Annotated in this window: 23 protein-coding genes and 1 pseudogene; 11 read left to right on the forward strand and 13 right to left on the reverse strand. The window is 71.5% G+C overall.

All coding sequences use genetic code 11. The features are described from left to right. The first annotated feature begins 32 nt into the window (after nucleotides 1–32). Nucleotides 33–1,010 carry a formylglycine-generating enzyme family protein gene (locus NI25_RS36060; RefSeq protein ID WP_199561077.1) on the forward strand — a complete coding sequence of 326 codons (978 nt, stop codon included), beginning with the start codon at nucleotides 33–35 and terminating at the stop codon, nucleotides 1,008–1,010. Here NI25_RS36060 and NI25_RS36065 read toward each other — a convergent pair. Together NI25_RS36065 and NI25_RS36070 are read right to left on the reverse strand one after the other, a co-directional pair. After that, entirely contained in the window at nucleotides 997–1,854 is an 858-nt protein-coding gene (locus NI25_RS36065; RefSeq protein WP_061446498.1) for a glycerophosphodiester phosphodiesterase, read from the reverse strand. The two genes, NI25_RS36060 and NI25_RS36065, sit on opposite strands and share 14 nt — an antisense overlap. Before the next feature lie 170 nt (nucleotides 1,855–2,024). Beyond that, entirely contained in the window at nucleotides 2,025–2,228 is a 204-nt protein-coding gene (locus NI25_RS36070) for a hypothetical protein (protein WP_061446499.1), read from the reverse strand. A gap of 209 nt (nucleotides 2,229–2,437) precedes the next feature. On the opposite strand from NI25_RS36070, the gene NI25_RS36075 reads away from it, so the two are divergent. After that, nucleotides 2,438–2,884, forward strand: a complete 447-nt coding sequence (locus NI25_RS36075) for a nuclear transport factor 2 family protein (protein WP_061446500.1) — start codon at nucleotides 2,438–2,440, stop codon at nucleotides 2,882–2,884. Nucleotides 2,885–2,951: 67 nt separating this feature from the next. Further along, a complete protein-coding gene (locus tag NI25_RS36080; RefSeq protein ID WP_061446501.1) occupies nucleotides 2,952–3,347 on the forward strand; it encodes a YunG family protein in 396 nt (131 codons plus the stop codon). Nucleotides 3,348–3,359: 12 nt separating this feature from the next. On the opposite strand, the gene NI25_RS36085 is transcribed toward NI25_RS36080, so the two are convergent. Beyond that, nucleotides 3,360–4,373, reverse strand: a complete 1,014-nt coding sequence (locus NI25_RS36085; protein WP_061446502.1) for a LacI family DNA-binding transcriptional regulator — start codon at nucleotides 4,371–4,373, stop codon at nucleotides 3,360–3,362. 328 nt (nucleotides 4,374–4,701) lie between these two features. Here NI25_RS36085 and NI25_RS36090 point away from each other — a divergent pair, with 328 nt between their 5' ends. The 4 genes from NI25_RS36090 to NI25_RS36105 all read left to right on the forward strand — a co-directional run bounded on the left by NI25_RS36090 (nucleotide 4,702) and on the right by NI25_RS36105 (nucleotide 9,590). Continuing rightward, nucleotides 4,702–6,012, forward strand: a complete 1,311-nt coding sequence (locus tag NI25_RS36090) for an ABC transporter substrate-binding protein (protein ID WP_061446503.1) — start codon at nucleotides 4,702–4,704, stop codon at nucleotides 6,010–6,012. Nucleotides 6,013–6,119: 107 nt separating this feature from the next. After that, the gene (locus NI25_RS36095; protein ID WP_061446504.1) at nucleotides 6,120–7,115 is read left to right on the forward strand and encodes a carbohydrate ABC transporter permease; all 996 of its coding nucleotides are present in this window, start codon (nucleotides 6,120–6,122) and stop codon (nucleotides 7,113–7,115) included. Nucleotides 7,116–7,127: 12 nt separating this feature from the next. Beyond that, on the forward strand, nucleotides 7,128–8,051 hold the full coding sequence (locus tag NI25_RS36100; protein WP_061446505.1) for a carbohydrate ABC transporter permease: 924 nt from the start codon (nucleotides 7,128–7,130) through the stop codon (nucleotides 8,049–8,051). 99 nt (nucleotides 8,052–8,150) lie between these two features. Next, on the forward strand, nucleotides 8,151–9,590 hold the full coding sequence (locus NI25_RS36105) for a GH1 family beta-glucosidase (RefSeq protein WP_061446506.1): 1,440 nt from the start codon (nucleotides 8,151–8,153) through the stop codon (nucleotides 9,588–9,590). Nucleotides 9,591–9,657: 67 nt separating this feature from the next. On the opposite strand, the gene NI25_RS36110 is transcribed toward NI25_RS36105, so the two are convergent. The 5 genes from NI25_RS36110 to NI25_RS36130 form a co-directional block, all read right to left on the reverse strand. After that, nucleotides 9,658–10,854, reverse strand: coding sequence for a glycoside hydrolase family 64 protein (locus tag NI25_RS36110; RefSeq protein ID WP_061446507.1), 1,197 nt, complete (start codon nucleotides 10,852–10,854; stop codon nucleotides 9,658–9,660). A 140-nt stretch (nucleotides 10,855–10,994) separates the two neighbouring features. Further along, entirely contained in the window at nucleotides 10,995–11,528 is a 534-nt protein-coding gene (locus tag NI25_RS36115; RefSeq protein WP_061446508.1) for a nucleotide triphosphate diphosphatase NUDT15, read from the reverse strand. A gap of 44 nt (nucleotides 11,529–11,572) precedes the next feature. Beyond that, nucleotides 11,573–12,424, reverse strand: coding sequence for a glycerophosphodiester phosphodiesterase (locus tag NI25_RS36120; RefSeq protein WP_233520810.1), 852 nt, complete (start codon nucleotides 12,422–12,424; stop codon nucleotides 11,573–11,575). A 5-nt stretch (nucleotides 12,425–12,429) separates the two neighbouring features. Beyond that, nucleotides 12,430–14,679, reverse strand: a complete 2,250-nt coding sequence (locus NI25_RS36125; RefSeq protein ID WP_233520811.1) for an alpha-N-acetylglucosaminidase — start codon at nucleotides 14,677–14,679, stop codon at nucleotides 12,430–12,432. 167 nt (nucleotides 14,680–14,846) lie between these two features. Next, nucleotides 14,847–15,191: an STAS domain-containing protein gene (locus tag NI25_RS36130; protein ID WP_061446510.1), complete on the reverse strand. Its 345-nt coding sequence runs from the start codon at nucleotides 15,189–15,191 to the stop codon at nucleotides 14,847–14,849. 251 nt (nucleotides 15,192–15,442) lie between these two features. Between NI25_RS36130 and NI25_RS38990 the strand changes: the two genes are divergently transcribed. Next, nucleotides 15,443–15,589 carry a hypothetical protein gene (locus NI25_RS38990; protein ID WP_061446511.1) on the forward strand — a complete coding sequence of 49 codons (147 nt, stop codon included), beginning with the start codon at nucleotides 15,443–15,445 and terminating at the stop codon, nucleotides 15,587–15,589. Nucleotides 15,590–15,676: 87 nt separating this feature from the next. On the opposite strand, the pseudogene NI25_RS36140 reads toward NI25_RS38990, so the two are convergent. From NI25_RS36140 to NI25_RS36150, 3 genes and pseudogenes are all read right to left on the reverse strand, one after another. Continuing rightward, nucleotides 15,677–16,528, reverse strand: a pseudogene (locus NI25_RS36140) (glycoside hydrolase family 16 protein); the annotation flags it as partial. Between the two features lie 103 nt (nucleotides 16,529–16,631). Further along, on the reverse strand, nucleotides 16,632–17,825 hold the full coding sequence (locus tag NI25_RS36145) for a glycoside hydrolase family 64 protein (protein WP_061446513.1): 1,194 nt from the start codon (nucleotides 17,823–17,825) through the stop codon (nucleotides 16,632–16,634). A gap of 72 nt (nucleotides 17,826–17,897) precedes the next feature. Continuing rightward, on the reverse strand, nucleotides 17,898–18,401 hold the full coding sequence (locus NI25_RS36150) for a hypothetical protein (protein WP_061446514.1): 504 nt from the start codon (nucleotides 18,399–18,401) through the stop codon (nucleotides 17,898–17,900). Between the two features lie 270 nt (nucleotides 18,402–18,671). Between NI25_RS36150 and NI25_RS36155 the strand changes: the two genes are divergently transcribed. Further along, a complete protein-coding gene (locus tag NI25_RS36155) occupies nucleotides 18,672–19,547 on the forward strand; it encodes a helix-turn-helix domain-containing protein (RefSeq protein WP_061446515.1) in 876 nt (291 codons plus the stop codon). Nucleotides 19,548–19,600: 53 nt separating this feature from the next. After that, nucleotides 19,601–20,416 (forward strand): SAM-dependent methyltransferase, encoded by an 816-nt coding sequence (locus tag NI25_RS36160; RefSeq protein WP_061446516.1) that lies wholly within the window; start codon nucleotides 19,601–19,603, stop codon nucleotides 20,414–20,416. A gap of 21 nt (nucleotides 20,417–20,437) precedes the next feature. Here the strand turns inward: NI25_RS36160 and NI25_RS36165 are convergent, their stop codons facing one another. After that, nucleotides 20,438–22,084, reverse strand: coding sequence for a vWA domain-containing protein (locus NI25_RS36165; RefSeq protein WP_061446517.1), 1,647 nt, complete (start codon nucleotides 22,082–22,084; stop codon nucleotides 20,438–20,440). A gap of 18 nt (nucleotides 22,085–22,102) precedes the next feature. Further along, nucleotides 22,103–23,320 (reverse strand): AAA family ATPase, encoded by a 1,218-nt coding sequence (locus NI25_RS36170; protein WP_061446518.1) that lies wholly within the window; start codon nucleotides 23,318–23,320, stop codon nucleotides 22,103–22,105. A gap of 140 nt (nucleotides 23,321–23,460) precedes the next feature. On the opposite strand from NI25_RS36170, the gene NI25_RS36175 reads away from it, so the two are divergent. After that, nucleotides 23,461–25,368 (forward strand): glycoside hydrolase family 9 protein, encoded by a 1,908-nt coding sequence (locus NI25_RS36175; RefSeq protein WP_061447253.1) that lies wholly within the window; start codon nucleotides 23,461–23,463, stop codon nucleotides 25,366–25,368. The last annotated feature ends 24 nt before the right edge of the window (nucleotides 25,369–25,392 follow it).

Below are 25,392 nucleotides of genomic sequence, written 5' to 3' on the forward strand. Positions count from 1 at the left end.
CCGACACGTCCGCAGCCCGATTCGAGGATCCCATGACCAGCGCCCACCGCCCGTGCTGCACCCCCGCGACAGCACCCGTCGCCGTGGACACCGACGTCCCGCCGGCACCGGTCTCCGTCGCCGGCCCGCGCTCGACCCGCGGCCAGGTGCGCCTGCCGGGCGGTGAGTTCGCGATGGGGGACGCCTTCGGGGAGGGGTATCCCGCCGACGGTGAGACACCCGTCCACACGGTGCGTCTGAGCCCCTTCCACATCGACGAGACCGCCGTGACCAACGCCCGGTTCGCGGCCTTCGTCAAGGCCACGGGTCACGTGACCGACGCCGAACGGTTCGGCTCCTCGGCGGTCTTCCACCTCGTGGTCGCCGCCCCGGACACCGACGTCCTCGGCGCCGCGGCAGGCACCCCGTGGTGGATCAACGTCCGGGGCGCCCACTGGCGCCGCCCCGAGGGCGCCCGCTCCGACATCACCGGCCGCCAGAACCACCCGGTCGTCCACGTCTCCTGGAACGACGCCACCGCCTACGCCCGGTGGGCCGGCAAACGCCTGCCCACCGAGGCCGAGTGGGAGTACGCGGCCCGCGGGGGACTGGCCGGCCGCCGCTACGCGTGGGGCGACGAGCTGACTCCCGGCGGCCGGTGGCGCTGCAACATCTGGCAGGGCCGCTTCCCCCACGTCAACACCGTCGAGGACGGCCATCTGACCACCGCACCGGTCAAGTCCTACCGTCCCAACGGCCACGGCCTGTGGAACACCGCGGGGAACGTGTGGGAATGGTGCGCCGACTGGTTCTCGCCGTCGTACTACGCCGAGTCCCCGGCGGCGGACCCGCACGGTCCCGGGACCGGGACGGCGCGGGTCCTGCGCGGCGGCTCCTACCTGTGCCACGACTCCTACTGCAACCGCTACCGGGTCGCCGCCCGCTCCTCCAACACCCCGGACTCCTCGTCCGGCAACCTCGGTTTCCGCTGCGCCAACGACGGGGACGGAGCCGGATTCAGCGCTGGGTGAGGGTTTGGGGGTAGTCGGTGATGATGCCGTCGACGCCGAGGGCGGCCATCTTGCGGATGGCGCCGGGTTCGTCGACCGTCCAGACGTTGATGGTCATGCCGAGTTGGTGGACGCGGTCGACGAGGGCCTGGTCGGTGACGGTGTGCTGGGGGTTGATCTGGTCGGCCCACTGGCCGAGTTCGACGAGTTCGCTGTCGGTGGGGCGGTCGGCGTCGAGGATGCCGATGGGAATGTCGGGCTGGGCGCTGTGGAAGGTGCGGGCGTCGTCCGTCTCGAACGACTGCACGGCCAGTTGCTTACGGGCGAGGGCCTTGCGGACATAGCCGGGCTTGCCGCGCAGTGCGTCGGCGAGGTCGGTGGCGATGGTGGTGCCGTACTGGCCGCAGGGGCTGATCTCGGCGAGGAGTCCGGTGCGGGTGTGCTGGATGTGGCGGATGACGGTGTCGAGGGTGATGAGGGGTTCGCCGGTGTAGTCGGGGTGGAACCAGGAGCCGGCGTCGAGGCGGCGCAGTTCGTCCCAGGTGAAGTCGGAGACGCGGTAGCTGGGCCGTCCCGGGTAGAGGTCTTCGATGTCGGTGGTGCGTTCCATGGTGCAGTCGTGGAAGTTGACGAGTTTGCCGTCCTTGGTGCGCTGGACGTCGATTTCGACGTGGTCGGCGCGTTGGCGGACGGCGAGGTCGATGGCGGCGGCGGTGTTCTCGGGTGCCATGCCCGAGGAGCCGCGGTGGGCGATGACGTCGGGGCCGTCGGTCGCGGCCTGCGCGGTCGTCGACGACCCCGCCAGCGCCAGACCACTCAGCACGGCCACCACGGCACCGGCGCGCCTCTTGCTCGGAAACTTCACTGGAGCCTCCCGCGTTCGAATGACTCCCTGGAGGCTCCAGGACCGTGGTTACGGGAAACCTGCCGCGGTCTTGCCGGCCCGGGATGGGCCGGTGGAGCGGAGCGTCGAACCGGTCATCGGAGGCGGGAGGGGATGATTGCGCGCAACCGCCCCCTCCCGCCTCACGCCTTTCAGCGGCCGAGGATGCCCTGAGGCAGGAGTGACTGCGGGGAGGTGGCAGGGTGCCCCACCTCGAGCGAGCCGAGAAGGCTGTCCAGGAGCCGACCACCGGGAACACCCGTGGACGGGCCGGGTTCCGGGGCCGCCTCGGCGACCGGAGCGGAGACCAGCAGAGCGCCGGCCATGACGGAGACACAGGCGAGCTTCTTGATCATGCCCGTCCCAACGACCGGAGGACCCGGGGGAAACGCCCGCCGGGCGCGGACTGGGCCAGTCGGGTGCACGTCGGGCCACGACCCTCCGACGGGGCCCGGCCGCCCGCCTTACCCGCGGGGTAATCGACCGTACCCGTCCGTCCCGGCAGGATCGGACACGCCGATGCAACACCGGCCGGACAACGGCCCATCGCAGCGAGGAGCACAGCATGTCCGACACCCGTACCGCACCCACGGGGGACCAGGTCGCCGAGGCCACCCGCTCCGTCGTGCGCGACTTCCTCACCGCCCGCATGGCCGGCGACACCGGGCGGCTGGTCGAGCTGTTCGCCGACGAGGTCGACTGGCTGCTCGCCGAGAACCCCGCCGTCCCCTGGATACGGCCCCGCTCCACCGGAGCCGAGGCGGCCGCCCAGTCCACGGAACTGGCGGAGCACACCGTGCCCGAGGACGCGCGGGCCTCGGTCGACACCTTCCTCGTCGACGGCACGGACGCCGTCCTGATGGGGCGGTTGTCCGGGACCGTACGGGCGACGGGCAAGTCCTTCGAGGGGCCGTTCGCACTGCGCCTGACGGTCGAGGCCGGCCGGATCACCCGACACCACCTCTACGAGAACAGCCTGTCCATCGCCGAGGCCTGCGTCCCGGGCACGTGAGGACCAGACTCGGCCGAACCGGTCTCGTCGCGGGCGACTGTCGGTGCCCGCCGACACAATGCACTGCATGACACCGTTGCTTCTCATCGACATCGAGCAGGCCGTGCGCGACAGTTGGAGCGCCGAGACGTGCACACCCGAGTTCCGGTCGCGGTGGACGGCGGACAACCCGGCCAGGGACCAGTGCGGCGTGACCGCCATGGTGCTCAACGACCTGCTGGGCGGCGAGCTGATTCGCGGCGAGGTGCACGTCGCGGGCGAGCGGGTCGACTACCACTGGTGGAACCGGCTGGCACCCGACGTCGAGATCGACCTGACCCGCGAGCAGTTCGGCCCGCACGAGACCGTCGTCGGCGGCGTCGTCGTTCCTCGGCCGCCCGAGATCCGCCGACTCCGCGAGGAGTACGAACTGCTCCGCGGACGTGTCCTGGAGCGTCTCGGGCGGCAGCCGGCCGCCTCGTAACAGCGCCGGTTCCTACGACGACTCGCGTACCACCAGCTCCGTCGGCAGTGTCGTCTGCTGCCGGGGCGCGCCGTGCTGCGTGATGTCGGTGAGGATGCGGGCCATGGTCCGGCCCAGTTCCTCCACCGGCTGGCGCACCGTCGTCAGCGGCGGGTTGGTGTGCCGGGCCAGGACGGAGTCCTCGAAGCCGACAACGGCGACGTCCCCCGGCACCTGCCGCTTGCACCGGCGCAGTTCGGCCAGCGCGCCGACGGCCATGAGGTCGGACGCGGCGAAGACGGCGTCCAGATCCGGAGCGCGTTCAAGAAGCAAACGCATGGCGTTCGCACCGCCCTCCTCGGTGAAGTCACCCACCTCGACGAGCAGTTCCGAGGCGGGCACGCCCGCCTCCGCGTGCGCGGTGCGCCAGCCGGCCAGCCTGCTGCGGCCGACGTCCATGTCCAGCGGGCCGGTGATCGTGGCGACCCGTCGCCGTCCGCCGGCCAGCAGATGGCGCACCGCGGCGGCGGCCCCGCCGGCGTTGTCGGAGTTGACGTAGCTCAGCCGTTCGCCCGCGTCGCGGCGGCCGGCGAGCACGGTGGGCAGGCCCATCTCCTCCAGCATGCCCGGCAGCCGGTCCTCGGAGTGCACGGAGACCAGCAGCACGCCGTCCACGCGACGGGTCGCGACCGACTCGGTCAGCTGGTCCCGCTCGGCCTGGTCGCGGACGAGCATCAGCTGCAACTGGGTGCGGCTCTCGGCGAGGGCGCCGCTGACGCCGCGGATCAGCGCGGCGAAGAACGGCTCGGAGCCGAGTCGGCTCTCCGACTCCGGGATCACCAGGGCCACGGCGTTGGTCCGGTTGGTGACCAGACCGCGGGCGACCGAGTTGGGAACGTAGTTCAGTTCCTTGATCGCCGCAAGCACTCGCTCCCGGGCATCGGCACTGACCAGCTCCGAACCGTTGACGACACGGGAGACCGTGGTGCGGCCCACGCCGGCGCGGGCGGCGACCGTTTTGATCGTTGGACGGCGGTTGCCGGTCATGTACTCCCCCCTCGGCGGCCGCGGCGGCGGTGCCTGCCGCGGAGGTGACCTGCGGCAATTCTTGCAGACACGCGGCCGCTGGAGCACTCCCGGGCCGTCGGGAGGCGAAAGCGGTGGGCGGGCGGCTGCGGGAACTTGCGTTCAAGTCATTGACAGATCGGCACCGGAGCCATGAGTCTTCGATGCATCGTTGGGAACGTGCCCACCAAGATTGGGCACGTTCCCACCCCGTGTTCGAGCCGCTGTCTTTCATCGCTGTAGCCATCGCAGTAGTCATCGCAGAACTCGTCACTCCGATGTGTCAGCGCCGTCGCTAGGAGGAAGATCCATGGGCACTTTCGGTTCGTTGCGCAGAAGGGCGGTGGCGACGGCCGCGGCCGTCGGCGCGCTGGCACTCGTCGTCGGCTGCGGCGGCAGCGACGACTCGGCCACCGGCGGTGGCAAGAAGGACGGCAAGGTCACCATCACCATGGGCATGTACGGCGTGATGGGCATCAAGGAGACGGGCCTCCTCGAGCAGTACGAGAAGGAGAACCCCAATGTCGACATCAAGGCCGAGATAGCCGGTGACGAGCAGACCTACTACACCGCACTGCAGACCAGGCTCGCCGCGGGCAAGGGCCTGAAGGACATCCAGGGCATCGAGATCGGCCGCGCCAAGGAGATCACCGAGACCCAGGCGGACAAGTTCGCCGACTTCTCCAAGGTCGAGGGCACGGACCACTTCCTGCCGTGGAAGGAGTCCCAGATCACCACCAAGGACGGCAAGGTCCTGGGCCTGGGCACCGACATCGGCCCGATGGCCGTCTGCTACCGCAAGGACTACTTCGAGAAGGCGGGCCTGCCCACCGACCGCGAGGAGGTCGCCAAGCTCTGGGCGGGCGACTGGAGCAAGTACGTCGAGGTCGGCCGCACCTTCAAGAAGGGCTTCAAGGGCGGCGACGTGGCCTACATGGACGCGGCCAGCGGCCTGTTCAACGCCATGGTCTACGGCTACCCCGAGCAGTACTACGACGAGAACGGCAAGCTGATCTACAACACCAATCCGGCCGTCAAGGAGGCCTGGAACCTCGCCGCCGACGCGGCCGAGGACGGTCTGACGGCCAAGCTCCGCCAGTTCCAGCCGGGCTGGGACCCGGGTCTGGCCAACGGGACCTTCGCCACCGCGGTGTGCCCGGCGTGGATGCTCAGCCACATCAGCGAGAAGGCCGGCGACGCCAACAAGGGCAAGTGGGACGTGGCCAAGGCTCCCAAGGGCGCCAACTGGGGCGGCTCCTTCCTCGGTGTGGTCGAGCAGAGCCCGGTGAAGGAGGAGGCCAAGAAGCTCGTCGCCTGGCTGACCGCGCCCGAGCAGCAGGCCCACATCTTCAAGGAGATCGGCAACATCCCCTCCTCGCGCACGGCGCTGGACAGCCCCGAGGTGAAGGACGCCAAGTCCGAGTACTTCAGCGGCGCCCCGATCGGTCAGATCTTCGGAGCGGCCGCCCAGGAGATCCCGGACAAGCAGGTCCTCGGCCGCAAGGACGGCACGATCAAGGACACCTTCTCCCAGGGCCTGGCCCTGATCGAGCAGGGCGACGCCACGCGTGACGAGGCGTGGAAGACCACCGGGGAGCGCATCGAGAAGGCGGTCGGCTGACGCTCCGCTCCCGAGGCCGGCCGGGCCCGCCCGCGTCCAGGACCAGGTCCTGGCCGGCGGGCCCGGCGCGGGCCCGCACATCGATCCGCTCTCAGGAAGGAAGTCCGGTGGCCACCTCCACCACCAAGCCCCTGACCGGGGGCGAGCCTCCGCGTCCGTCCCCCGGGACGAGCGGCGGGGACGCTCCCCGGCGGCGCGGCGCGCTCTGGCACCGGCTCGACATCAAGGGCGCCCCGTACGCGTTCGTCGCGCCGTTCTTCATCATCTTCGCCGCGTTCAGCTTCTACCCCCTGATCTACACCTCGTGGATCTCCCTGCACGACGTGGAGCTGGCCACCCTCGATGTCATGGAGTGGGTGGCGTTCGACAACTACGTGGAGCTGTGGGGCGATTCACGGTTCTGGAACGCGCTGCAGAACACCATCACCATCGGCGTCATCTCCACGGTGCCGCAGCTGCTGATGGCGCTCGGCATGGCGCACCTGCTCAACTACCGGATGCGCGCCTCGCTGTTCTTCCGGGTCGCCTCGCTGGTCCCCTACGCCACCTCGGTCGCCGCGGCCGCCCTCGTCTTCACCATGATCTTCGAGCGCGACTTCGGCATGATCAACTGGGCGCTCGGCTCGGTCGGGATCGACCCGGTGGACTGGGAGGCCGACAAGTGGCCCGCCCAGATCGCCATCTCCACCATCGTCATCTGGCGCTGGACCGGTTACAACGCGCTGCTCTACCTGGCCGCGATGCAGGCCATCCCCGCCGACCGGTACGAGGCGGCCTCCCTCGACGGTGCCACCCGGTGGCAGCAGTTCATCCACGTCACCGTGCCCGGGATCCGCTCCACCATCGTCTTCACCATCGTGCTCTCCACGATCGGCGCCACCCAGCTCTTCGGCGAGCCGCTGATCTTCGGCCAGGGGCCCAACGGTGTCACCGGCGGCGCGGACAACCAGTACCAGACGCTGGGCCTGCTGCTGTACGAGGAGGGCTGGAAGAACTACCAGATGGGCCGCTCCGCGACCGTCGCCTGGGCGATGTTCATGCTGCTGGTCCTCGTCTTCGTCGTGCAGCGCGTCGTCAAGCGCCTGCGCTCCCGTACGTCCTGACCTGGAGCCGTCATGACCACCCAAAGTCTCCCGGCCCGGACCGACGCCCCGGCCCGGACCCCCGCCGTGAGGGCGAGCGGCCGCGGCGGCCGCCGGCTGCTGCGCCAGCGCGCGGGCCGCCAGCACCACGCCGGCCCCCTCGCCTATGTGCTGCTCGCCATCATGGCGATCCTGTCGATCTTCCCGCTGTACTGGACGATGGTGGCCGCGTCCACCGACAACACCCGGGTCAGCCAGACCCCGCCCCCGTTCCTGCCCGGCCCGAACCTGTTCAGCAACCTCGCCCGGGCCTGGGACGAGGCGGCGATGGGCAAGGCCATGATCAACAGCCTGATCGTGGCCGGGGTGATCGCCCTGTCCACCGTGCTGTTCGCGACGCTCGCCGGGTTCGCGTTCGCCAAACTGCGGTTCAAGGGACGCAACGCCCTGCTGATGCTGGTGATCGGCACCATGATGGTGCCGCCGCAGCTCGCCGTCGTACCGCTGTTCATGATGATGGCGGACCTCGGCTGGTCGCAGCAGTTGCCCGCCGTCATCTTCCCGACGCTGGTGAGCGCGGTGGGCGTGTTCTTCATGCGGCAGTACCTGACGGAGGCGCTGCCGGACGAACTCGTCGAGGCCGGACGCGTGGACGGGGCGCACTCGCTGCGGATCTTCTTCAGCATCGTGCTGCCCATCGCGCGCCCCGCGATGGCCGTCCTGTTCATGATCACGTTCGTGCACGCCTGGAACGACTTCTTCTGGCCGTTCGTGGTCCTCGACATGACCAACCCGACCGTCCCCGTCGCGCTCACCCAGCTCAGCGCCGGCTACGTGCGCGACCAGTCCCTGATCATGGCCGGCGCGCTGCTCGGCACGCTTCCGCTGCTGGCGATGTTCATCGTCTTCGGCCGCCAGATCGTCAGCGGCATCATGGCGGGCGCCGTCAAGGGCTGACCCGCCGCCGTGCGGCCCGGCCCCGCGCCGTCCGGGCCGTACGCCACCACTTCACCGGGCGCGCGCCCCGCGCACTCACCCACCACTGAAAGGACTTACGTGGTCACCGCAGCACAGCAGACCGCCTCCGCCCCGGACGCCGCCCGCACCTTCCCCAAGGGCTTCCTCTGGGGCTCCGCGACCGCCTCCTACCAGATCGAGGGAGCCGCCGCGGAAGACGGCCGCACCCCCTCCATCTGGGACACCTACGCCCGCACGCCCGGCCGGGTCCGCAACGGCGACACCGGCGACGTCGCCACCGACCACTACCACCGCTGGCGCGAGGACGTCGCCCTCATGGCCGAACTCGGCCTGGGCGCCTACCGGTTCTCCCTCGCCTGGCCCCGCATCCAGCCCACCGGCCGGGGCCCCGCCGTACAGAAGGGCCTGGACTTCTACCGGCGTCTGGTGGACGAGCTGCTGGAGAAGGGCATCCAGCCCGTCGCCACCCTCTACCACTGGGACCTGCCCCAGGAGCTGGAGGACGCGGGCGGCTGGCCCGAGCGCGCCACCGCCGAACGGTTCGCCGAGTACGCGGCCCTCGCCGCCGACGCCCTCGGCGACCGGGTGAAGACCTGGACCACCCTCAACGAGCCCTGGTGCAGCGCCTTCCTCGGCTACGGCTCCGGTGTGCACGCCCCCGGCCGCACCGACCCGGTCGCCGCCCTGCGCGCCGCCCACCACCTGAACCTGGCGCACGGGCTGGCCGTCCAGGCCCTGCGCGACCGCGTGCGCGCCGACGCCCAGGTGTCCGTCACGCTCAACGTCCACCACGTCCGCCCGCTCTCCGGCGGCGACGGCGACGTCGACGCGGCCCGCCGGATCGACGCGCTCGCCAACCGGGTCTTCACCGGCCCCATGCTGAACGGCGCCTACCCGGAGGACCTGCTCAAGGACACCGCCGAGCTGACCGACTGGTCCTTCGTCCAGGACGGCGACCTGCGCCAGGCCCACCAGCCGCTGGACTTCCTCGGCGTCAACTACTACACGCCCACCGTCGTGTCCGAGACGGACGGCAGCGCCACCCACACCTCCGACGGGCACGGCAACAGCGCCCACAGCCCCTGGCCGGGAGCCGACCGGGTCGCCTTCCACCAGCCGCCCGGCGACACCACCGCCATGGGCTGGGCCGTCGACCCGAGCGGCCTGTACGACCTGCTGCGCCGCCTGTCCGCCGACTTCCCGAGGGTGCCGCTCGTCATCACCGAGAACGGCGCCGCCTTCGACGACTACGCCGACCCCGCCGGCCAGGTCAACGACCCCGCCCGGATCGCCTACGTACGCGACCACCTGGCCGCCGTCCACCGGGCCATCCTGGACGGCGCGGACGTGCGCGGCTACTTCCTGTGGTCCCTGCTGGACAACTTCGAGTGGGCCCACGGCTACAGCAAGCGCTTCGGTGCCGTCTACGTCGACTACCCGACCGGCACCCGCATCCCCAAGGCCAGCGCCCGCTGGTACTCCGAGGTCGCCCGCACCGGCGTACTGCCCGGCGCCTGACACCGGACCGCCCCCGTCCCCCACCGCACCGGCGGGGGACGGGGGCGGACTCGTACCCGCCGACGGGTCAGTCGAGCGGGGCGAGGGTGAGCCGGGCCTCGACCGGGTTGCCGTCGTGCACCAGCGACTCGTGGTTGCCGACGTCGTCGAAGGCGAACGCGTACGCCTTCCCGTCGGCCATGCGCTCGTGGATGATCCGGGCGTAGTGGTTGGTGACGGAGTCCCGGTAGAAGTCCGCCGCCGAGGAGTCGGGCTGGTCGGGGTTGCTCAGCAGCGTCGAGCGGTTGAAGCCGGCGCACAGTGTGCGGGAGATCGGCCCGCGCACCTGGTCGTTGGGCGCGTCCAGGAGCCGGTGGCAGCCGAAGACGCTGGAGGCGTCCGGCTTCTGGAAGCTGGTGACGACCGCGCCCGAGGTGTCGGTGAAGTTCATGACGTTGCCGGACACACGCCCGAAGTACTTGATGTCGGGCCGGTCCCCGAAGGGTGTCACGGTGAGCGTGGTCGTCGCGTACTTCTGCCACACCCGGTTGATGTAGTCGTCCATCACCGAGGCGGGCAGCGCCCCCGTCTCCACTCCGTACAGCGGTGCCAGCGCCCGCAGCACGGTGCCGTCGGGCCGGGTCTGGATCAGCCCGCCCCAGCCGGGCTGCGCCCGCAGCGCGTCGAACACTCCGTGGTAGCCGCCGGGCTCGAGCTGCCCGGCGCTGGTCACACCGCCGTCGGCGCGTTGCACGCCGACCGTGTAGGGCGCGGAGAACATGTCGACCTGGGTGCTGTTCAGCCACAGCCCGCCGTCATTGAGCGTGTACTCGGACCAGTTGAAGAGGATGTCGCGGTTGGGGTCGCTCGGGTTCTGGACGGCGGGCTGGACCAGGCCGCCGGTGGTCAGCCGGAAGTCGAGCTTCTGGCCGTAGGAGAAGTAGATGCGTCCCGACAGCTTCGGGATGCGGATCGTCTTGGTCTGTCCGGCGGCCGGTCCGGGGATGGACGCGTCCGGGGCGGGCGTGGGGGGATTGCCGCCGGCGGGCCAGGCGTGGAAGGTGCCGTTCTCGTCGGCCCAGCCCTGCTGACCCGTCGTCAGCGAGGTGCCCAGGTTGTAGATGTGGACGGCGTCGCCGCGGGCGGAGTTGTTGGTGATCTTCAGGGGGATGGTGGCGGGCACCGCGGCGTCCGCGGGCGGCGCGGCACCGAACGTGAGCAGGGCGCCGGTCAGGCCTGCGGCCGCGGCCACGGCGAGCAGACGGTGTCTGAGTCGGGAGAGCACTCTCCACCTCCGTGCGGGTGTGGGGGAATTGGTCCGTACCGATTCTGAGAGCGCTCTCAGCGTTGCGCCGGGACGCGTCCATGTCAATGCATGCGGCGGCCCCGCCCGCGGTCAGGAGTCCCGGGGCGAGGTGAGGGCACCTACCGCGACGCGGCGCGCCCGTCCCGGCTCGTGCTGCCGTTCACGACGGGGTCGGCCAGCGCGTAGTGCCGGACCCTTGCGGCGCCCCGCCGCTCCGCCTCGGGCCAGACGCAGTCCAGGACCGAGGCGGACGGCGGGAAGAGCGCCGAGGGAACGGCCTCGCGGGCGAACCACTGCCAGCGCTCGATCTTGTCGGGCTCGGTGACCCGGGGCGTACCGGTCGCCCGCTCGGTGACGGCCGCGGCGGTCACCCGGGTCAGTCCGCCCACGCCGTCGACGAGTACCGCCAGTACCCGCACGTCCGCGGGAGACACCACGAGCCCGGTCTCCTCCGCCAGCTCCCGGACGGCGGCCGTCTCGAAGTCCTCGCCCGCGTCCACCTTCCCGCCCGGCAGCTCCCAGCGCCGGTCGTGACCGAGTCCCAGCAGCACCCGTCCGGCGGGATCGAGGACGGCGAGCCCGACACCGGTGAGGCTCTGTGCGGCGGGACGGGCACGCTCGGGGCGCTCGGCGCGCGCTGCGGAATCACTCATCGGGCCATTCCACACCGTGCCAGCGGCCGGAAGCCAGCGCGGCGTCACCCCCGCTGGGTGAGGGTCTGGGGGTAGTCGGTGATGATGCCGTCGACGCCGAGGGCGGTCATTTTGCGGATGGCGCCGGGTTCGTCGACGGTCCAGACGTTGATGGTCATGCCGAGTTGGTGGACGCGGTCGACGAGGGCCTGGTCGGTGACGGTGTGCTGGGGGTTGATCTGGTCGGCCCACTGGCTGAGTTGGGTGAGTTCGGTGTCGGTGGGGCGGTCGGCGTCGAGGATGCCGATGGGAATGTCGGGCTGGGTGCTGTGGAAGGTGCGGGCGTCGTCGGTCTGGAAGGACTGGACGGCGAGTCGGTGGTGGGCGAGGGCTGTGCGGACGTAGTGGGGTTTGTCGTGGAGTGCGTCGGCGAGGTCGGTGGCGATGGTGGTGCCGTACTGGCCGCAGGGGCTGATCTCGGCGAGGAGTCCGGTGCGGGTGTGCTGGATGTGGCGGATGACGGTGTCGAGGGTGATGAGGGGTTCGCCGGTGTAGTCGGGGTGGAACCAGGAGCCGGCGTCGAGGCGGCGCAGTTCGTCCCAGGTGAAGTCGGAGACGCGGTAGCTGGGCCGTCCCGGGTAGAGGTCTTCGATGTCGGTGGTGCGTTCCATGGTGCAGTCGTGGAAGTTGACGAGTTTGCCGTCCTTGGTGCGCTGGACGTCGATTTCGACGTGGTCGGCGCGTTGGCGGACGGCGAGGTCGATGGCGGCGGCGGTGTTCTCGGGTGCCATGCCCGAGGAGCCGCGGTGGGCGATGACGTCGGGGCCGTCGGCCGCGGCCTGCGCGGTCGTCGACGACACCGCCAGCGCCAGACCGCTCAGCACCGCCACGACCAGCCCGGCGGCTTGGCCGCTCACGCGCCTCACCGTGCCCTCCCGGACGCGGCCGGCGCCGACGGCACCGTCGTGGGCAGGGCCTCGAGCACCTCGGCGGCCGTCGCCACGGGGTCGCCCGAGGCCTCGACGGGATAGCGGTCGTGCCGCTGGTTCCAGGCGTTCTCCAGCGCGAACCAGTCGACGGCGGCCGGTGGCCGGCCGGTGACCAGCGCGGTGTCGAGGGAGTCGAGGTACGTCGTCCAGCGCATCGCGTAGAAGTCGGAGACCAGCCCGGACCACTCCCGGTTGGCGTAGTCCCGCAGTCCGCCCGAGTCGCTGCCGGACCGGTGGCCCCAGGTGGTGAGGATGGAGCGGGCGTCGAACTCGGCGGCGTCCTTCTCCGCCGCGGTGCGTCCCCAGGACCTGGCGTCCTCCAGCCACGGGCCGAGGAGGAAGCGGGTGTCGGTGGCGAGCAGCCGGTCCAGCAGGGCCAGATCGCTCTTCCACTCGGCGGCCCCCGCACGGAATCCGGGCAGATCCCCGGCGTCGTAGGCTGCCTTGATCTCCGGCAGCAGTGAGCGGCTGCGGTTGGCCAGCGCCTGACGGGCGACGTCGACCAGGTCGAAGCGGTAGGCGTCGGTCGTACGCAGCGAGGGTGCGACCTGGAGGAGTTCGGCCAGCGCCTCGCGCACCGTGTCCGGGTCGTAGCGCATCGCGCCGGGGCTCCAGCTGGCCGCCGAGGTGGCCGTCAGCCCCGGGCGGGCGGTGAAGAGGCTGTCCTGTGCCTCGCTCCACTTGCCGGACGGCATGCTGTACGGGCCCGTGCGGAGCAACTCCCAGGCCCGGGCCGCGTGCGGGTCGGGCCGGCCGTACCGGCGTTCCGCGTACGCCGCGAACCAGGCGCAGTGGTCCACCGGGGCACTGCGCCAGGCCAGTTCGGTGAACAGCTCGTAGGCGACCGGATTGCCGCCCGTGCCCTCCGGAAGGTACGCGATGCCCGCGAGCGCGCTGCCGGGCTTGGTGCGCCACCGGTCGAAACGCTCGGCCCACACGGCGGTGTTGGCGCCGACGGTGGTGTGACCCCCGAAGTTGGGGATCGTGCCGAACGCGTAGGGCGCTCCGTGCCAGGTGGTCTCGCGGTCGAGACCGTCGTAGCGGTCGGACAGGCCGTCGACGATGAGTAGCCTGCTCTTGTCGACGGCGTCGATGATCTGTGGCGAGGGGTTGTTCTGCCAGCCGATCAGGGTCCACACGGCGCCGGGGTGTGCGGTCTGGAGCGCGTTCATCACGGCCCGGGCGGCGTCCCCGACGGGCACGTCCCCCGGCCGGCCGCCCTCGTGCAGCAGATCCATCTTGTACATCTCGGAGTCGCCGAACAGCTCGCGCTGATGGCGGTAGAACGCCGCGGCGACCCTGGAGAACACTCCCGTGCGGGGATCCAGCCAGTCGGGCCGGTCGAAGCCGACCCACTCGCCCTGCGGGACCACCGTGCCGCCGGGGTTCCGTTCCGTGAAGCCCGGCGGCACGGTGCCGTAGTAGCCGGGCAGTACGGGCGTCATGCCGAGCTCGCGCAGCCGGTTCGCGATCCTGCGGCCGAGTGCCGCCCGGTCCTCGATCAGCCGCTCGGAGACCGGACCGGCGAAGCCGGACATGTTCTGCATCAGCCACCACGGCTGGTGCGCCGGACCGGGGATCCAGGCTCTGAGCTCCTTCTTCGAGTAGCCGAACTCCCGGAAGGTCTCGTAGTAGACGGCGTCGGCGCCCATCTGGACGAACACCTCGTTCACCCCGTGCAGCGCGAGGAGGTCGATCTGCCTCTCGTAGGAGGCCCAGTCCCGGTAGGCACCCGAGTAGCCGTCGTCGGTGTCGTTGAGCGCGAAGCGATGCGGCACCGAGGCGTGCCGGCGGACGGTGCCGTCCGGTGCGGGAAGGGTGCGCGGCAGTTTCGCCGTGCTGCGTCCGGGCCAGCCGACGTCCACCTTGGCCGTGTACTTGAGGTACCAGTTGACCCCGCTCAGGAGCACGGCCGGGCTGGTCCCCGTGACCCGGACGTGGCCGGCGCGGCCGGAGACGCCGAACCAGTCGCCGGAGGCCGGGCGGCGCGCCGGGACCAGCGTGATCTGCGAGGCGTGCCGCGGCAGCAGGCGGGCGAGTGCCGCCCTGGCGGAGTGCGGCGAGAAGGCCGGCCCGCCCGGCGGGGAGGCCGCCGCGGGGGAGGAGGCGGGGGTGAGCGTGGTGGTGAGAAGGGCGAAGGCGATGGCTGCGCAGACGGCAGCCCAGGGTCTGAGGCTTCTCACGGTCACCTCTGGGGAGTTGTCGACGGGGTGTTGGTGAGAATGGGGGCGGGCGAGCAGCCAGTCAAGACGGCCTCGCCGTGCGCGGGTGGGTCTTCGGCCATCACCGTGTTCGGCCGCCACCGGCCTGCGGGCAGACCTGGCCGAAAGGGCACTCGTGTCTGCGACGGCTACGACGTTCGTCGCGCCTGGTACACCGAGTCGTAGATCGGGAAGACGTGCCGCAGGCCGGTCAGGGCGAAGAGCTGCTTGGTGTTGGCGTCGGTGATGACCAGTTTCAGCTCGCCGTGCACGCACTGGACCCGTTTGAGCGCGCCGACCAGCACACCCAGGCCCACGGAGTCGATGAACGCCACGCCGCGCAGGTCGACGACGAACCGGCGGAGGCCGTCCGCCAGCCGCTCGATCACGAACTGCTTGATCGTCGGCACGGTGTACACGTCCACCTCTCCGCGGATCTCCACGACGGTCCAGTCGCCGACGGCGCTGTGGCTGATCTCGATGGGAGGTTCCATACGTACTCAACGGCATGCCCTGGGCAGAGGTAGTGCCGAGACGGTCCCGCACATTCGTTCTGCATATGCATGAACGACTGGCCAAAGGATCACCACAGGTGGTGCCGGAGTGGTTCCGGTGCCTCGGTCAGGGCGCGGCCGTCGGCCCCTCCGTAACGGTCCGGGACCCTCCCGCCGTGCGAGTTCCGCCATTCGGGTCCATCCTTGAAGCCGGGCCACGAAGCCCACAGACCGACCCGCCGGGAGGTCCTGTGATTCTGCTCGCGCTGCTCCTGCCAGTCGTGATGATGGCCTTCCTCTTCGCCGCGGACGCGCTCGAAGACCTGATCTTTCCGCCTCCGGCGGCCCCGGACGAGGACGCCCCGGCCGCCGACGTCGCTCCAACGACCTCTCTCTGAGACGGGGAGGGCACGCGCCGCCCGGTCACAAGACCCGTCCGGCCACGGACCGGGCGGCGCGCGGCGTACCGCCGGAGCCCGTCAGCCGTCGCTCGTGGTGACCTTCACCTCGTCGACCACCAGCTGCTGCGGGAACGTGGTCGAGCCGTCGGGGTCGCCGGGCCAGTAGCCGCCGACCGCGAGGTTGAGGATGAGGAAGAACGGCTTGTCGAAGACCCACTCGCCGCCGTTCAGGTCGGCCGGCGTACGGGTCTGGTACACGTTGCCGTCGACCGACCAGGTGATGCTGTTGGGCGCCCAGTCCACCGCGAAGGTGTGGAAGGCGTCGGCGAACGCCTCGCCGCCCGGCAGCGTGTAGCCCGCGCCGATGCCGCCCGAACCGGAGTAGCCGGGGCCGTGGATGGTGCCGTGGACCGTCGACGGCTCGAAACCGACGTTCTCCATGACGTCGATCTCGCCCGAGGCGGGCCAGCCGACCTCGCCGATGTCCTGGCCCAGCATCCAGAACGCGGGCCAGATGCCCTGCCCGCGCGGGATCTTCATCCGGGCCTCGACGTGGCCGTACGTCGCGGTGAACTTGCCGGAGGTGTTCAGGCGTGCGGAGGTGTACTCACAGGTGCCGTACCAGCACTGGTAGTTGCCCGGATTCTCACGCCGTGCCTCGATCACCAGGTGGCCCTGGCCGTCGAGCTTCGCGTTGTCGGTGCCGGGCGTGTAGTACTGCCGCTCGTGGTTGTTGATGTTGTCACCGGTCTCCAGCTGCCACTTGGCGGTGTCGACGCCGGATCCGGCGGGTCCGTCGAACGTGTCGGAGAACGTCACCGCCGCGGCGGACTGCGGCCGGTGCTCCGCCTGGGCGGGGGTCACGGCCGCGGCCGCGACGAGGGTGGCGGACAGGGTGGCGAGAAGGCAACTGCGGAGCAGTCGTGGGGAGGCCATGTCTCTCCGTTTCGTGGGCCCGCTCCCACGGTGGGGGAGCGGGCGCCGAGGTGGGGGGAAGGTGTTCGCGGTTCCGGGCGCGGGTGGGGCCGGCCGGGATCGGTCAGTCGAACGACTCGAGCGTGATCGCGGCGTCCTGGGGGTCGCCGTCGTGCACCAGGGACTCGTGGTTGCCGACGTCGTCGAAGGCGAAGGCGTACGCCCGGCCGTCCCGCATCTGCGCGTGGATCAGGCGGGCGTAGTGGTTGGTGACGTCGTCCTGGTAGAAGCCGGAGGCGTCGGCGTCGGGCTGCTCGGAGCTGCTGAGCAGCGTGGAGCGGTTGTACGCGGCGCACAGCGTCCGCGAGATGGGTCCGCGCACCTGGTCGTTGGGGGCGTCGAGCTTGTTGTAGCAGCCGAAGACCGAGTCGGAGTCCGGCTTCTCGAACGACGTCACCACGGCGCCGCCGCCGTCGGTGAAGTCCATCCGGTCGCCGTTCACCCTGCCGTAGAACTTCGTGTCCGGCTGTTCCTTGAACGGCGTCACCGTCAGCGTCTCGGCGCCGTACTTGCTCCATACGCGGTCGATGTAGTCGTCCATCACGCCGGCGGGCAGGTCGCCGGAGCCGATGCCGTGCCCCGGGGCCAGGACGCGCAGCGGCGAGCCGTCGCTCCGGGTCTGGACCAGTCCCTCCCAGCCGCCGCCCTGCCGCGTGAGCCCGTCGGCGACCGCCTTGTAGCCGCCGGGCTTCAGGGAACCCGTCTGCTTCGTGGAGCCGTCGCCCGCGGTCAGCCCGACGGAATAGGGCGCCGAGAACATGTCCACCTGGGTGGAGTTGATCCACAGCCCGGAGTCGTTGAGCGTGTACTCGGTCCAGTTGAACAGGGTGTCGTGGTTGGGGTCGTCGGCGTTCTGGACGGCGGGCTGCACGAGTCCGCCCTCGGCGAGCCGGAAGTCCAGCTTCTCGCCGTAGGAGAAGTAGACCCGCCCCGAGAACTTCGGAAGCCGAACGGTCTTTGACCCGCCGTTTGCCGGGCCGGTGAACGAGGCGTCCGGGGCCGGGACCGGCGGGGCGCCGCCGGCCGGCCAGGCGTGGAAGGTGCCGCTCTCGTCGGCGTATCCCTGCTGCCCCGAGGCGAGTTCGGTGCCGATCACGTACACGTAGACCGGTTCGGTGCTGCCCGACTCGTTCTTCAGGGTGAGCGGGATGGTGTCCGGTACCGCCGAAGCCGGTTCGGCCGGCCCGACGAGGACGGCGACGGCACCGATCGACGCCGCGACGGCCAGGGACGCCGTCAGCTTGCGTGGGGAAAGCACACGGTCCTCCTTGGTGTGGGGGGAGTTGCAGCCTCGTGTCCTTCCCTGAACATGTCAACTAGTTGAACGAGATCAATCGGAAGAAGGCGCTCCGGGTTCGGAAGGTGAAGCGGTGGACCAGCGCGGTGGTACACCGGCGAGGTGGCAGACGACGAAGTACAGCGGGAGCGGCGCCGTGTAGGGCGAGCCTCCGTCGGGGCCGTGGACCAGGCGCGGACCGGCCGGCCCGCCCGCGGGTCGCGGCCGTGTCCAGGAGGGCTCACCGACGACGTAGTGGGTGCCGAACGGCCACGCGACCCCGATGTCGGAGCCGGACGGGACGATCCACCACCAGCGCTCCCCGTCGGCGAACACGCAGCCGGCGCGGGGCAGGCGGGCCAGGATGCGTTCCCCGTGGGCGGCGGAGGTGCCCACGGCGTCGTGCCCCAGCCCGGCGTGCACACCGACCGGGAGGCGGAGCGAGGCGGGGGCCGGGGTGCGTCGACGGGGCGGACGGGCGGCGGCGCCGGACGGGCGGGAGCGGTCGCGGACGGTGGCCGCGGAGGGACGTGGATCGCGAGCGTGCTGCAGGTCCATGGGGGGAGTGTCCTTTGGCCGCGACGGACGGCGGGGAAACGTTGTCAGGCACGACCGTCCCGCAGGTCGGCGGGTGGCCGAAAAGGAACGGTCCTGGTCGTCGGTCGAGGAAGGCAGGGGGCGGTGTCGTCACTGTGTCACCCCTCAACAACCGTGCGCAACCGCCAAGTTGAAATTTGCAGCTGTCCGGATGCATGCTCCTGCGGCAGCAGCTTGCGTGACAGACTCGTGTGCCGGGTCCCGGGCACGGGACGGTGAAAGGGTGACGGTGTGACCGCGGAGACCGACTGGGGCGGAGCCCCCTCCGTGCTGCGGATGATCCTCGGCAGACAGCTCGAGGAGTTGCGCACCCGTGCCGGTCTCACCTTCGAGCAGGCCGGTGAGGCCATCGGGGTGAGCCACTCCACCATCCGCCGGCTCGAGGCGGCGAAGGTGGCCCGGCTGCGCCTTCCCGACGTGGAGAAGCTGCTCCAGATCTACGGCGTCCGGGACCAGCAGGAGATCGACACCTTCCTGAAGTCGGCGCGGGAGGCCAACAAAAGAGGCTGGTGGCACACCTACCGCGACGTCATGCCGGACTGGTTCGCGGCATACCTGAGCCTGGAGCAGGCGGCCCTGCACATCCGCGCCTACGAGCCCGGGTTCGTGCACGGCCTGCTGCAGACCCCGGCGTACGCACGGGCCCTGCTCGGTGCCGGCAACCCGCACGCCTCCTCCGCGGCCACCGAGCGGCGGGTGGCCCTGCGGATGCGGCGCCAGGAGATCCTCACCCGGCCTTCCCCGCCCCGTCTGTGGGTCGTGATGGACGAAACGGTGCTGCGCTGGCCTGTCGGCGGCACCGAGGTGATGCGGCAGCAGGTGGACCATCTGATCGAGGTGGGCCGGCTGCCCAACGTGACGCTCCAGATCATGCCGTTCGCGGGCGGCCCGCACCCCGCCATGCGCGCCGGCGCGTACGACCTGTTCCGGTTCCGGGCTCCCGAGCTTCCCGACATCGTCTACCTCGGCGGGCTCGTCGGCGCCGTCTACCTGGACAAGACCGACGACGTGGTCGTCTACCGCGAAGCCCTGGACCGCCTGGGCGCCCAGGCGGTGCCGGCCCGGGGCACCGAGGAACTCCTGGGCGCGCTGCGCAAGGAGCTGTGAGGCCACGACCGGGAGTCCACTCGTACCAACCACCCGACGGAGAGGGGCGGACGTTGTCCGACAGCGGATGGCCTGCCGACCGAATCGACACCGAGCACGCGCACTCGGCGCGGATCTACGACTACATCCTGGGAGGCAAGGACTACTACCCCGCCGACCGCGAGGCGGGTGACGCGATGGCCCGGGAATGGCCCGCCCTGCCCGTCCACATGCGCGCCAACCGGGACTGGATGAACCGCGCCGTGCGATGGCTGGCCGAGGAGGCGGGCGTACGCCAGTTCCTCGACATCGGCACCGGTATTCCCACCTCGCCCAATCTGCACGAGATAGCGCAGTCGGTGGCCCCCGCCTCGCGGGTCGTCTACGTGGACAACGACCCGATCGTCCTCACCCTGTCCCAGGGGCTGCTGTCCAGTACGCCCGAGGGCCGCACGACGTACATCGAGGCGGATTTCCAGCACCCGGAAGCCGTCCTCGACTCCGAAGAGTTCCGCAAGACCCTGGACCTGAGCGAGCCTGTCGCGCTCACCGTGATCGCGATCGTGCACTTCGTCCTGGACGAGGACGACGCGGTCGGCATCGTCCGCCGCCTCCTGGAGCCGCTGCCCGCGGGGAGCTACCTTGCCATGACCATCGGCACCGCCGAGTTCGCCCCCGAGGAGGTGGGCAGGGTCGCGCGCGAGTACGCCGCCCGCGGCATGCCGATGCGGCTGCGGACCCTCGACGAGGCCCACGAGTTCTTCGAGGGCCTGGAGCTCGCCGAACCCGGCATCGTCCAGGTCCACAAGTGGCGTCCGGACGGCTCGGGCGAGCAGGGCATCCGGGACGAGGACATCGCGATGTACGGGGCGGTCGCCCGCAAACCCTGACGGCCGCGAGGCGTGAGGGGGTCAGATCACGCGGAACAGGTCGGCCGCGGCGTGGACGTCGGTGAAGTCCTCGACCGAACGGAGGTTGTCGCACAGGGCCTCGAGGACCGAGCCCGCTGCCGCGACGCGCGGGGAGCCGATGCCCACGCCGAAGACCCGGAAGCCCAGTCGGCGCTTGGCGTCGTTCCAGCCGCGCATCCACTCCTCGGTGACGCCGCAGTCGTCGTCGGTGAGCATCACGATGTCCCCGCGCGTACGGGCGGCGGCGTTGAACTCCTCCTCGAGCAGTTCGCCCGCCGCCGTCAGCGGCCGCTGGTAACTGGTGCCGCCGCCCAGGAACGTCTCCGCGAAGTCGAGGGTCCGGCCGAGATCGGCGGGCCGGTCGGCCGGGAAGCGGAAGACCCGGAGCTTGTCGGCGGCGGAGAAGACGATGCCGACGAAGTCGCGCCCCGCGTGGCGGGCCTGGTCGAGCAGCGCCAGCGCGCACGCCTTCGCCCACGCCTCCCTGGTGATGCCGCCGGGGCCCGCCTCGTACATGGAGTGCGAGGTGTCCACGCACGCGATGACGGCGCCCCGGCCGGTGGCCTTCTCTCCCTGGCTGTCGTAGAGCATCAGCTCTTTGGCGGCGTAGCGCGCGGCGAAGACCGCCCGCAGTCCCGGCAGTCCGAGATTGGCCAGCTCCGACGGGACGACCCGGGAGAGGTCGTCGCCGAGGGTGACCCCGATCAGCTCTCCGGTGGCGTTCTCCACCTTGCGGGCCCGCTCCCCGTCGGCCATCTGCCGGAAACGGCCGATCAGTTCGGCCCACTCGGCGAGCCGGCCGGTGCGCAGCCGCTCGGCCAGCCGAGCGCGTTCGTCGAAGGGCATCCGCTCCAGCTCGCCGGACCCGACACCCCAGGCCCGCATCAGCGCTGCCTCCTCCCGTACGGCCGCCGCCGACCTCGCCACCGCCTGCCGCGCGGCGGCGCGGACGCCGGGTGCCGCCGGCGCGAGGGCCTGGCCGGACTCGTCGTCGGCCCGGCGCGCGGCGGCCTCCGCGGCCTCGACCGCCTGTCGTACGGCGTGGGCGGCCGGTCCCGGCACGGTGCCGTCCTCGTCGGCCTCGTCGGCGGCCTGCCGCAGTGCCTCGGCCACGGCGGTCGCCGCGTCCCGGGCGTCCCGCCGCGCCCGGCCCGCCCGCTCGTCCCGGGGGCGGGCGTCCCGGGCGTCGTCCAGCATCCGGCGCAGCGCGGTGCCCTGCGCGAGTACGGCCAGGGCGGCGGCGTACGGGTCACCGGCCGTCTCCCGGTGCAGCTCGGCGAAGTCCGGCGACTCCAGCAGGGCGGCGACGACGCGATGGTTGACCAGCCGCGAGTGCTCCATCTCGGCGGGCTGCCGCAGGCGCGGGGCGGCCTTGTACGCCGCCAGGAAGACGTCGGTGAGGAGGTCCGCGGTGTACGCGTGCCGCTCGCCCAGCTCCCCGGCCAGCTCCCGCAGCGCGGCGGACTGCTCGTAGGTGTCGTGCCAGGCGATGCGGTCGAAACGGTCCGCGACCACGGCGCCGGTGTGCCGGGCGGGAGCCGCGGCCGACAGGGCCAGCCATTTCCCGGCATGGTCGGCCAGCTCGCCCAGCCGGCCCGCCGCCCCGTCCTCGGTGGCGTCCGGGTGCGCGTGCGCGTCGTCGTCCACGGTGTCGTCCGCTCCCGCTCAGAGCTGGGCCTGCACCGTGCTCGCGTCCACGCCGAGGGCCTCGGTGAGCACCCGGGCGCGGACCGCGCGCTGGCGGCCGGTGACCCGGTCGATGGCGGAGGTGGAGCGGCCGGCGACCACCGCGTCCTCGCGCAGTCTCTCCAGCCGCTTGCCCGCCGTGGCCAGCTGGTGGTGGGCCTTCTTGATGACCCACTCGCTCAGCGCCTCGCGGGACTGCCCGGCCATCGCGTCCAGCTGGGTCTCCAGCTCGTCGATGGTGTCGGCGAGGTCGAGGGCCTCCTTGGCGTCCGGGTTCACCAGGTGCAGCACCTCGCGTTCTACCGTCGGGCGCTGGGCGGGGGAGTCCCACAGCACGTGCGTCAGCACCGACAGGTCGCTCTCGGCGACCGCGGGCCGCCCGTCGAGGAACGCGGACGCCTGGAGCAGGCGCACCGCCTGCCGCCAGCGGCGGTCGGAGGCGATCAGCTCCTTGCGGCGCAGGGCGGCCCGCAGGGTGCACACCGCGTCCACGATGCCGTCCGGCACCTCCACGGCGGGGACGGCCTCGGCCACGGCCCGTTGCAGCGCGGCCAGTTCCACGGTGGTCCGCTCCCGCGGTGCCGGGCGGTCGACCGCCGAGCGGACAAGGGCGGCGAAGTTCGACGGGTCTTCCAGGTACTTGACCTCGATGCGCACCAGCAGCCGGTCGTAGATGGCGGCCGAGTCCTCGCCGTCGGGCAGCTCGTTGCTCGCCGTGATGGCCCCGATCAGGGGGCAGCGGACGGGCTCGCCGCCGCTCTCGGGGTGGTAGATCCGCTCGTTGAGGAAGCCCAGCGTCTCGTTGAGGGCCGCCGTGGAGCACTTGAAGATCTCGTCGATGAACGCGACGTGCGCGGTGGTGGCGCGCCCCTCGTAGACCTGGCGGTACTCCCCGCGCGCCAGCGCGGCGACGTCGACGGGGCCGAACATCCGCGTCGGCGCGGTGAACTTGGACAGCAGGATCTCCCAGTACGACGCTCCCACGATCCTGCCGGTGAGTTCCCGGGCCAGTTCGGACTTGGCCGTCCCCGGCGGGCCGAGCAGCAGCGAGTGCTGGCCGGCCAGCAGCGTCACCAGCAACGTCCGTACGACGTCGGCCCGTTCGAGGAAGCGGTCCGACAACTCGTGGCCGATCGACCGGAGCCGCACGGCCGTGTCCTGGGCGGCCGGTGCCTCCTGCGGGTCCTGTGGGCCCATGGCCGACTCCTCCTGTGACGGTCCGGGTGGGCTGGCAGGTCAGAGCCTATCCCGCCCGAACGTCCGTTCTCGCGGCCCCGTGGTCCCGGATCGGAGGCTCGGTCCGCACCGCGGTGGTGCCGTCGACCAGACTGTCCACCATGAACCACTTCTTCTCGCCGCCGGGACGCACCGGGCCGGCCGTGACCGCCGCCGCGCTGGCGGCCTGCTGCCTCACCGCGTGCTCCGAGGCAGGCGACAGCCACGCACCGGCGGCCATCCGTGTGAACCAGGTCGGATACGCGACCGGCGAGAAGAAGTTCGCCTACGTCATGGGCGACGGGAAGCAACTGGCCGACGCGGAGTTCGAAGTCCTGGACGAGCGGGGGAACAGGGCCGGGCACGGCCGCCTCGGCCCCTCGCTCGGCGGCTGGAACGGCACGTACACGGCCGTGCGCGCCATCGACCTGTCGTCGGTCGACCGCACCGGCACCTACCGGCTGCGCCTGGTCGGCGCGGACGCCGGCGCGCAGACCCGCTTCCGGGTGGCGCCGGCCCGGCGGTTGCTGGACCCGCTGCGCGCCGACACCGTGCGCTTCTTCGGCACGCAGCGGGACGGCGAGGACGTTCTGGCCGACGTCACCGGGCGGGCGCCCTCGCACCTGACCGACGAGCGGGCCCGCGTCTACGAGCCGCCGCGCACCGGGCCGGCGGCCGACGGGACGACGGCCGGTCCGCAGCCGTCCGAGGCCGCCGGCTCCGTGGACGTGTCGGGCGGGTGGTTCGACGCCGGCGACTTCCTGAAGTTCACGCACACGACGTCCTACGTGGTCGCACAGATGCTGAGCGCCGTCCGCGACACACCCTCGGTGCCGGGGCTGCGGGAGGAGGCACGTCACGGCCTGCGGTGGCTGGACCGGATGTGGGACGGGGAGACGGGCACGCTCTACGCGCAGGTCGGGCTCGGGTCCGGCGGCGAGGAGGTCCGCGGCGACCACGACGTGTGGCGGCTGCCCGAGGAGGACGACCGGCTCACCGTGGCGCCGGGGGACGCCGACTACCTGATCAAGTACCGGCCCGTCTTCCGGGCCAACGAACCCGGCGAGCCCGTCAGTCCCAACCTCGCCGGCCGGGTGAGCGCAGCCTTCGCCCTCGCCGCGCAGACCGAGGCCGCCGAGCACCCCGCCGAGGCCCGTGCGTGGCTCGACAAGGCGGCCGCCGTCTACGCGCGGGCGAACACCCGGCCCGGCCGCGGAGCCTTGGTCACCACCACGCCCGCGGACTACTACCAGGAGAACTCCTGGCGCGACGACATGGAGTGGGCGGCCGTCGAACTCTCCCGCGGCGCCGAGGCGCTGGGTGACGCGCGCCGCTCACGGTGGAGCGGCGAGGCGGTCGCCTGGGCCCGCGCGGCCCTGCGGGAGGAGCGGGGCAGCATCCTGGGCCCCGCCGACGTCAGCGCCCTCGCCCACGCCGACGTGCTCACCTCGGCCCACCCCGACGCAGGCCTCGCGGCCGCGCTGAAGGCGGAGCTGCGGCGGCAGGTGGAGACGGGAAGGAAACGGGCGGCCTCGGACCCCTTCCGGTCGGGCGTCGTACCCGGTGACTTCGACGCGGTGCCCAACACCTTCGGTCTGCTCGCGACCGCCGAACTGTACGCCCGTGTCACCGGTGACCACCGGTACGAGGACTTCGCCGCGCGGCAACTGGCGTGGGTCTTCGGGGCCAACGCCTGGGGCACCAGCTTCGTCGTGGGCGCCGGCGACCTCTACCCGCACTGCCTCCAGCACCAGGTCGCCAACCTGGCCATGAGCCGCACCGGCCGCGGAGACATCCTGCGGGGCGCCGTCGTCAACGGTCCGAACGACGCGGACCTGCTGAAGGAACCGGACACCTTCGACGGGGCCCGTCCCTGCTCCTTCGCCCCTCAGGGCGGGTCGTGGTCGGAGTTCGACGGCCGCGGCGCCGGTTACGTCGACGACGTGCGGGCCTGGCAGACGGTGGAACCGGCGGACGACTTCGCCTCGACGGCCCTGTACGCGCTCTCCCTCACCGCCGCGCGGTCCTGACACCCGGCGCGGACCACGTCGGCA

The sequence above is a fragment of the Streptomyces sp. CCM_MD2014 genome (genome assembly GCF_000772045.1).
GTDB classification, from domain to species: Bacteria; Actinomycetota; Actinomycetes; order Streptomycetales; family Streptomycetaceae; genus Streptomyces; species Streptomyces salinarius.

Excerpts from the sequence above, each read along its gene's own strand:
- NI25_RS36060 (WP_199561077.1), top strand. The coding sequence starts at position 33 with ATGACCAGCGCCCACCGCCCGTGCTGCACCCCCGCGACAGCACCCGTC.
- NI25_RS36070 (WP_061446499.1), bottom strand. The coding sequence starts at position 2,228 with ATGATCAAGAAGCTCGCCTGTGTCTCCGTCATGGCCGGCGCTCTGCTG.
- NI25_RS36075 (WP_061446500.1), top strand. The coding sequence starts at position 2,438 with ATGTCCGACACCCGTACCGCACCCACGGGGGACCAGGTCGCCGAGGCC.
- NI25_RS36080 (WP_061446501.1), top strand. The coding sequence starts at position 2,952 with ATGACACCGTTGCTTCTCATCGACATCGAGCAGGCCGTGCGCGACAGT.
- NI25_RS36085 (WP_061446502.1), bottom strand. The coding sequence starts at position 4,373 with ATGACCGGCAACCGCCGTCCAACGATCAAAACGGTCGCCGCCCGCGCC.
- NI25_RS36090 (WP_061446503.1), top strand. The coding sequence starts at position 4,702 with ATGGGCACTTTCGGTTCGTTGCGCAGAAGGGCGGTGGCGACGGCCGCG.
- NI25_RS36100 (WP_061446505.1), top strand. The coding sequence starts at position 7,128 with ATGACCACCCAAAGTCTCCCGGCCCGGACCGACGCCCCGGCCCGGACC.
- NI25_RS36115 (WP_061446508.1), bottom strand. The coding sequence starts at position 11,528 with ATGAGTGATTCCGCAGCGCGCGCCGAGCGCCCCGAGCGTGCCCGTCCC.
- NI25_RS36130 (WP_061446510.1), bottom strand. The coding sequence starts at position 15,191 with ATGGAACCTCCCATCGAGATCAGCCACAGCGCCGTCGGCGACTGGACC.
- NI25_RS36150 (WP_061446514.1), bottom strand. The coding sequence starts at position 18,401 with ATGGACCTGCAGCACGCTCGCGATCCACGTCCCTCCGCGGCCACCGTC.
- NI25_RS36170 (WP_061446518.1), bottom strand. The coding sequence starts at position 23,320 with ATGGGCCCACAGGACCCGCAGGAGGCACCGGCCGCCCAGGACACGGCC.
- NI25_RS36175 (WP_061447253.1), top strand. The coding sequence starts at position 23,461 with ATGAACCACTTCTTCTCGCCGCCGGGACGCACCGGGCCGGCCGTGACC.